Source organism: Wolbachia endosymbiont of Pentalonia nigronervosa (assembly GCF_014534705.1).
GTDB lineage: Bacteria > Pseudomonadota > Alphaproteobacteria > Rickettsiales > Anaplasmataceae > Wolbachia.
Window position 1 is genome coordinate 1 of sequence record NZ_JACVWV010000059.1, and the last position, 8,098, is coordinate 8,098.

At 33.5% G+C, this 8,098-nt stretch carries 8 protein-coding genes and 1 pseudogene; 2 read left to right on the forward strand and 7 right to left on the reverse strand.

What is annotated here, in order from left to right:
- The 4 genes and pseudogenes from IC220_RS05510 to alaS all read right to left on the reverse strand — a co-directional run.
- Positions 1 to 126: pseudogene (locus IC220_RS05510) on the reverse strand (IS256 family transposase); the annotation flags it as partial.
- Between the two features lie 56 nt (positions 127 to 182).
- Positions 183 to 707: a hypothetical protein gene (locus IC220_RS05515; protein WP_188153515.1), complete on the reverse strand. Its 525-nt coding sequence runs from the start codon at positions 705 to 707 to the stop codon at positions 183 to 185.
- A 108-nt stretch (positions 708 to 815) separates the two neighbouring features.
- Complete coding sequence (locus IC220_RS05520; RefSeq protein ID WP_188153516.1) at positions 816 to 2,003, reverse strand: CCA tRNA nucleotidyltransferase; 1,188 nt, start codon at positions 2,001 to 2,003, stop codon at positions 816 to 818.
- Positions 1,997 to 4,573 (reverse strand): alanine--tRNA ligase, encoded by a 2,577-nt coding sequence (gene alaS / locus IC220_RS05525; RefSeq protein WP_188153517.1) that lies wholly within the window; start codon positions 4,571 to 4,573, stop codon positions 1,997 to 1,999. The genes IC220_RS05520 and alaS overlap by 7 nt, the downstream gene beginning before the upstream one ends.
- A 191-nt stretch (positions 4,574 to 4,764) precedes the next feature.
- On the opposite strand from alaS, the gene IC220_RS05530 reads away from it, so the two are divergent.
- Positions 4,765 to 5,670, forward strand: a complete 906-nt coding sequence (locus tag IC220_RS05530; protein WP_188153518.1) for a hypothetical protein — start codon at positions 4,765 to 4,767, stop codon at positions 5,668 to 5,670.
- A 358-nt stretch (positions 5,671 to 6,028) separates the two neighbouring features.
- Here the strand turns inward: IC220_RS05530 and IC220_RS05535 are convergent, their stop codons facing one another.
- The 3 genes from IC220_RS05535 to IC220_RS05545 all read right to left on the reverse strand — a co-directional run bounded on the left by IC220_RS05535 (position 6,029) and on the right by IC220_RS05545 (position 7,917).
- A complete protein-coding gene (locus IC220_RS05535) occupies positions 6,029 to 6,346 on the reverse strand; it encodes an IS4 family transposase (protein ID WP_369408767.1) in 318 nt (105 codons plus the stop codon).
- A 93-nt stretch (positions 6,347 to 6,439) separates the two neighbouring features.
- On the reverse strand, positions 6,440 to 7,429 hold the full coding sequence (locus IC220_RS05540) for a Rieske 2Fe-2S domain-containing protein (protein WP_188153520.1): 990 nt from the start codon (positions 7,427 to 7,429) through the stop codon (positions 6,440 to 6,442).
- Positions 7,426 to 7,917, reverse strand: a complete 492-nt coding sequence (locus IC220_RS05545; protein WP_188153521.1) for a hypothetical protein — start codon at positions 7,915 to 7,917, stop codon at positions 7,426 to 7,428. The genes IC220_RS05540 and IC220_RS05545 overlap by 4 nt, the downstream gene beginning before the upstream one ends.
- A 46-nt stretch (positions 7,918 to 7,963) precedes the next feature.
- On the opposite strand from IC220_RS05545, the gene IC220_RS05550 reads away from it, so the two are divergent.
- Positions 7,964 to 8,098 (forward strand): transposase (locus IC220_RS05550; RefSeq protein ID WP_369408739.1); only part of this gene is annotated, 135 nt, incomplete at its 3' end.

An 8,098-nucleotide genomic window follows, 5' to 3' on the forward strand; every position in this document is an offset into this window, starting at 1 on the left:
CAAAGGTGTCAGTGCTCCTTCTCTTCCGGTTAGTGGTTTACCTTCTCTTATAGATGACAGGATATTTGTCTCTAATTCTTGATAGTTTACTAATCCAACATAGTTGTTTGCTCTTTTTTCTTTCATTTGTTAAACCTCCATTTTTTATATCATTAATATATCATTTTTCGGTTTGACACAGTTTATTTAACACTCCCCTTCATAATATATTTCCTATCTGCTTTTTTTCCTCCAACTTTTTCATTTTCATACACAGATCTGAATAGCCTTGCAAGCTCTAATAATTTATGAGTGTTAAATGTTGCAGAAGTAACTTCAGTGTAAGTAAAAAATTCATCAAAGCATTCCTGAAGTTCAATATCTTCTACTTGGGAAATAATTCCATCAATCTCCTCTATAAACTTAGCATATGAGAAAGCGTCCTTGAAATGTCCAATAGCAATTTTAGAAAAATTACCACAAAATCTTTCTTTTATGTGCGGACGTACGTTGTCACTCATGTTAACAACATTATTGCTAGCAATAGCTAAGCATAAAACACCTATTAGTAAAATGGCTATTGCAGTTATTATTGATCGAGTATCAATATAAATTACCATACAAGGAACATAGTGGCGGGTTATAGCTAAAGCAAAGGCTATTGCAGTTAAAGTTACAACTATCTTCTTTTTGTTATTATGTATATACAAAGTATTGAACGTGAGCATCTTAAAACTCTCTATTAAGCTTAATACTATTTTATATCTTTTTTCAAAAAAAAACAACTGAAATCTTAATGGATAGCTTTTAACCTTAGGCTGGCTGCAGAACATTTATTATCTGCGAACGCTTATGAAATTCTTAGCATAGAACATTAGCTCATCTTTCGTTAGAGCATAGGAGCTATCTTCCCAGTGTTTTTTTATCAGCTCCAAACTTTCACCTAAGCTTTTTCCTGGTTGGCAACCAAGACTTATTAAATCATATCCAGATAAAGGAAATTTGGGAATGGTGAAGGTGCAAGCAAATGCAATATATTGTTTGATTGTGTTTGTACTCTTAGCAGACTCAACTCCACATATTCTTACTAAATCACAATATAATTCTCTACCATATAAAGCTATATACTTTTTTTGTTCTTTTTCTGAAAGTTCAGTTGAAATATTATTAGACAGTAGAAATAGCAGTCTCTTTTCTTGTTTTTTTGAGAGACGTAGAAATTTACTTATATATCCTCCAAGATTGTCATCTCTGGTGGTTCTAAGGAGTAACGCTAATTTTACTAGTGCGTCAGTATTAATAAGAAGTTCCGAAGACAAAATGTAACAATTTACTTTCTGTGGAATAATTTCATATAAAATGTCGAATTTTTGCATGCTTTCCAGAGTAGGTACAGGATTATCACACTCCAGTAATTTAAATATTTCATCTCTTATTCTTTCTCCGGAAAGGCTTTGGATCATGTGTGAATGTTTTTTGCATACGGCCAATATTTCATTGCTCAACTCTCCCACACATATTTTTGCATGAAAACGAAATGCTCTTAAAATACGTAAATAGTCTTCTTTAATTCTATCTTCTGCGTTACCTATAAAATTCAATCTTCGCGCTTCTAAATCCTTGATACCGCAAAAGTAGTCATATATATGGCCATGTCTGTCTGCATATAAAGCATTGAATGTAAAATCGCGTCTTGAAGCATCTGCTTGCCAATTATCGGTAAACTCCACTTCTGCATGTCTACCATCAGACTTGACGTCATATCTTAGCGTCGTAATTTCAAAGGATTTTTGGTTTAAAACTGCAGTTACTGTGCCGTGTTTTAACCCAGTTGGAATGGTTTTTATACCATACAACTCCAGTGCCTTGATTGTCTGACCTGGAAGTAAATTTGTGGCTAAGTCGATATCATGAACATTTTTTTTTAGAATTGAATCTCTTACACACCCACCAACAAATCTTGCTTCACCACCAAATTCCTCTATGGCATTGATTATTAGATTAGTTTCATTATCAATTAGCATTCTCGCATCAATTGTAGTTTCTTTAAAATATCTGTTATCACTGCACTACTACCACAACCTGCTTGCGCAAGTTCAGCGTTGCCTCCGCAATTTTTACCAATTGTGCTGGATGCTAATTCTTTTGCACTAATTTTATTAGTCAAATCTTTACTTATTTTTACAATGAGAACTGTTTTTTTTCCTTCTGTAGAGGTAAAAGCTATGACAGTTTTTGGTTTTTGTTGCTGCAAAATAAATTCTCTGACTATGCTCACTGGAATGTCTATAAAAGCATGACTTAGGAAGTTTATTTCACCGATATCAATGCCTTTTATATTTTCTCTATTCACAAGTTTTTTATACAAGTTTTTTATTTCAGCTTCAGATTCCTTACGCTCTTGACTTAAAATATTTAAGCGGCTGACAATGTCATTTGTTGGCACTTTTACAAGTTCCGCAACTTTCTTCAGGTTAACATCGTTGCTACGCACGTAATCAATAGCTTCTTGTCCTGTTAAAGCTTCAATTCTCCTTACTCCAAATGCAACGGAACTTTCTGCAACTATTTTAAATAACCCTATTTCTCCAGTGTATCGCACATGCGTACCACCACACAACTCTTTTGAATCACCAATATTTACAACTCTCACTTGGTCACTATATTTCTCACCAAAAAGGGCCATAGCACCCTCATCCATTGCTTGATTTATGCTTTGAACCTTTGTCAATGTAGAGTGATTTTCTCTTATTAAAGCATTTACCATATCTTCAATTGAAAATAATTGATCCTGAGAGACTTGGGTGTTATGACTGAAATCAAATCGTAATTTATCTGGAGCAACTAAAGAGCCTTTTTGAGTTACGTGATTGCCTAAGATTTTTCTCAATGCAAAGTGCAAAAGGTGTGTAGCTGAGTGATTTCTCCGCAAATTCTGTCTTCTATTCTTATCAATGGTTGCAGTAATTGTATCCCCTTGGCAAATCTCACCAGAGGTGACAATACATCTGTGTAGATATAAATCATTGATTTTATTGGTATTTTCCACTGCAATGGAACTTTCATCTGGCTTATCCAGGCTTCCTATATCTCCAAGTTGACCACCTGATTCACCATAAAACGGAGTTTTATCAAGTATAATAGTTACTTTTTCGCCTTTTTTTGCAGAATTAACCATTTCATTTTGAGGAGAAATAATAGCTAATACTCTTGCATCACTGATTTTATCAAACTCGTAACCAACAAATTCTGTTTTACCAAATTTATCAGTTAAATCAAACCACACTTGCTCTATGGACTTTTCACCAGACCCAGTCCATTTAGTACGAGCTCTTTCTTTCTGCACTTGCATTGCATCATCGAAACCCTTTTGGTCAAAGTTTATTTTTTTCTCTTTTAAAATGTCCTGTGTAATATCTAAGGGAAATCCATAGGTATCATACAACTTAAATGCTAATTCTCCAGATAAAGTATCACCTACACGTAAATCTGCAGTGAATTTTTCCAGCATATTAATACCTTTCATCAGAGTGTCTTTGAAATTCTCTTCCTCTGATTTTAAAGTTGTTTCTATTAAACTTTTAGCTCTGATCAACTCTGGATAAATATCTCCCATATAAGATGGACTTGTACTATCCACTAAAACTGGAAAAATGCGATGCAGTAGGGAATCATTATACCCCAACTGATGAATGTAACGCGCGGCTCTTCTGATCAATCGACGCAAGACATAATTTTTTCCCTCATTGCCGGGAAGCACACCTCCTGCAATAAGAAACGCAGCTGCACGCATATGGTCCGCGATAATCTTATGCGCTACTTTATTTTCTGCATTTCCACAATATTCTCGCGATTTATTTATAATGGCAGAAAAAAAATCAATGTCGTAATTATCATAAACGTTTTGCATCACTGCAGTTATTCTTTCTAGGCCCATACCGGTATCGATACATTTCTTGGGTAACTTATGCAAATTACCTTCTTCATCTTTATTAAACTCCATAAATACCAGATTCCAAATTTCGACAACTCCGTCATCATCACTTAGGTCAGGATTTGCATGGTCATAGAAGATTTCAGAACATGGACCGCATGGACCTGTATTTCCCATACTCCAAAAATTATCATCTGTTGCAATTCTGATAATTTTATCATCTGTAAGACCACTTACCTTTCGCCAAATTTCATATGCTTCCTCATCAGTATGATAAATGGTGATAGATAGCCTACTTTTATCAAGAGATAGTTCCTTAGTTATGAAGTGCCACGCAAATTCTATTGCAGTTTCTTTGAAGTAATCACCAAAGCTGAAATTACCTAACATTTCAAAAAATGTATGATGACGACTTGTATAGCCAATCGTTTCGAGATCATTGTGTTTTCCGCCTGCTCTTAAGCATTTTTGGCTTGAAACAGCACGCTTCATTTCAGTTTTTTGTATACCGGTGAAGATATTTTTAAACTGTACCATACCGGCATTTGTAAACATGAGTGTTGGATCATGCTCTGGGATTAACGGAGAAGAAGAGACCTGCTTATGATCACTATTTACAAAAAACTCTAAAAATCTTTTTCTGATTTCACTTAACTTCATGACACACTACTGAAATTATTTAATAATGGTAAGCTACAAAAAAAATAAAATCAATTTATCAACTTAAATATTAAAATATACATTATATAGTGGTATTTATATACTTTTTGTATAAATTTTTTAATGAAATTTGTGGACATAGTTAATGAATTAGTTATATTTATTAAAATAATATTTTTAAGGAATATAAAATGCTAACAAATTCGCAAAACAAGATAAAAAGTAAGATAATATTGAATAAAGAAGAGAGAAATGCAGTTTATAACCCGAGCATTTCAAAAGTGTCTGAGTTCATTAAACAAAATGGTATAAAAAATGTATCGCTATCTGAAAGTGCAAGTCATACTACCATAACTTTTGGCATTAAAGATAGTAATAATAATATTACTTCTTTGAAAGTACAGCGTAACAAAAATGATGGAACTTTACCTATATTTATAAATAAACAACGTGTTTGGATATATGATAACAACACATGGAAAGTATGGAATAATTTGATAGATGAAGTTACAAGTCAAAAAGCATCTATTTCTAGTGTTAACAGAACAAAGGATGAAAAATTTTTAGATTCCATACCTCCTACTCTCAATGAAATATTCTCTTTTTATCTAAAAGGTGAATGCAGGGATCTATCAAAATCAGATAAAAATAAAAGTACTACTAGTACACCAGCTTCTAAAATGACTAATAAAGAGGCTGAAGAAATATGGAAAACTGCTAATAGATTGCAAGAAACTGCCTTCAACGAGGTAACGGAGAAAGTCAATGATACAATGAAGGAAATCAGAAAATATAATGGGCAACACAATATTGGGTACGCAGCTAATGTAACAGACTACAGCATTCCATTTAGTGTTAATAGTACAGGAGTATGGAAGCCAACACCACCTACTCCAGCTATTGCAGGAAAAACAGCAGCAACATGGACAATTTTTGGTGCTATAGCAGGAATAGGAGGAGTAGTAGGAATAGCAGTATATTCATGGTGGAAGAACAGAAGTAATGATGGTCAATACGTTGTAGCACCAACAGAAGAACCTTCTACAGAAGTAACCGTTCCTTCTATAAAAGGGCAAGGAAATCATCAATCAGTATAATAACTGGCTTGTCAGATTTTCAATGGCTGCATGCAGCCTGTATAAATAGGCCTCCTTGGAGGCCTATTTATAGTGAGAGATTTTTAGAAGAGGCCTGCCACAGAATATTTAGGTATATTTGATGAGCATATTGACAATAAAATTGCCGCCAGAAATAGGTTTTTCAAGGAGTATACTTTTAAATTCCGTACAACATTTGTATGTAACCAATAAACTATAGCATTTCCCAAACCAAATGATAGACTTCTGTAATGGCTTGACCAACAAGAAGAAAAAGGTCCTTTTGTTGATGCATTCTCGGTTTAAGCCAACTTTTGATCGTATGCCAGCAATGCTCTATTGGATTCAAATCTCACTTTTACCCACAATTTTGAGAAGCTATTATGTGGAGCATCACCATGCTTTCCTTAAGATTTTCGTAGCCTCGCCATAGAGTCATACTTCCTGGTAAATTATCACCTTTTCTATTCATAAACCCACCTAATTTTCCTAACCAAATAATAGCTTGTTTTATGTTTGGAGGTTCTTCGGGCAATGTGGCCGCTTGATGCTCACGTATGTAAAGAGCTTTCCACTCTTCATTGCTTAGAACCTTAGTGCAATCCTCCATAGGATGCGATAAAGCCACTTTTGTTAAATATAAAATTTTAAATGCAATAATGCTCTTTATAGCAATTAATTTCTGTAGCCTTTCTGTACAGTCCCATCATACTTTGGGACTGTACATCTTAGGCTTGATGTTTGAACAGTTAAGCATATTTAAAATTTGCTATACAGTGATTACTCTTGAATAACTTGCTTGACTAGTAAAACTGGAGTTTACAATAAGATTAACTAGGTGTTTTCTCACAAGATCTGCTTCACAGTAAATAGGGCTATATTCTTTAACATATGCTTTATTTTTAAATTGGTTCTCAACTATTTTTTTATCTTGCAAGAACGCAAGTTGAAAAAATGGCCATGCAAACATATATTTCAAAAATCCAGGTACAATAGTGCTTTTAGGAAAGTAAAAGAGGGCATGAATATCATGTAAATTTGTAGTAGTTGGTGTCAAATAAGCTCTAATCTTAAGGCTTAAACCATTTTTACTGTAATAGTTAATTTCTGCAATGCTAGGCATTTGAAACAAGGAGTCACTTTGAAATCTTTCTTTCTCAAATAATTTAGATATAATCCCAGATTGCTTATTCTCTCCAGTATAATGAATGGTTACACCACGGTCAAAACATTTAACTTGTACATAAATTTTTTGCGCTTTTTTGGGACTACGTATTAAGTATTGATGAATAAAGGGAGTGTGAGTAGCATCAAGAAAATTCTCTAATACATCAATTAAATCACCATTTACTGTCCTTTTCCAATAGTAATGATTGTGGGAATCTAAGTCTGGTATGTTATATAATGAATATGGATTACTGTTTAGACTTACAAAAACGTATCCATTACATTCCTCAACGAATATCTTTTTGAGGCAAAATCTAGGGGCATTTTCTAAAGCTGGTATATTTTCACATACCCCTTCAAAATTGAATTCCCAACCATGATAACAACACTTAACACAATTATTGGTTAGTTTTCCTTGTGACAGTGGTACTCCGCGATGTGGACAATAGTCAATAAATCCTCTCAATATTCCATTATTATCTCTAAAGATGACAACGGGAACGTTCAAAACAAAAAATTTTTGTAATTTGTACTTTATATCTTTTGATCGACTTACTAAGTAGCAATAATTTTTTAGATGTTCTATATTCATAATTTAAAATACCTCATAATGGGAATTCCAATGTAAATTAGTGTATTTCCTAATAATTTCCATATTAATCTTTGCAATCTATTGTTTAAATGATTTGTATAAACAGCACTGTATTCAATGAATGGCACGCCACCACGTAAAACTTTAAATTGTGATGCACCAGAGCTAAGATTTAATACCATACCTTTATACTGTGCTCTACTAATACAGTAAGCCATTAATATTCTATATAATCCTAGTTTTTGTGGCAAGTCTGTATCATAGCCAACAATTGGTGCTGTTGTAGTATTACTTCTATCATAGCAACCAATTATAGCATCTAAAACACCCTCTTTATTACGTAGTCCGAAATATTCAATAAATGATGTCTGATGTGAGTACTCTATGTATTGAGCATTAAAAATTGGATTATATACGGAATACTTATCAATACATAATTTTGTGTATAAATATTCTATTTGCTTGTAGTCGCTAGGTAGTGTAGACATTCAAAAAGAAAGGAGTTATAATAACAATTTTTGAGAGAAGCTAAGGATGTTATACGACTTAAAAGATAAGCAATGGGAAAGGATAAAGGAGAGTTTACCCGGAAAGAAAGGGGATAGTGGAAGGAGTGCAAAGGACAACAGAAAGTTCATAGCAGCAGTGATGTGGATAGGGCGAACAGGA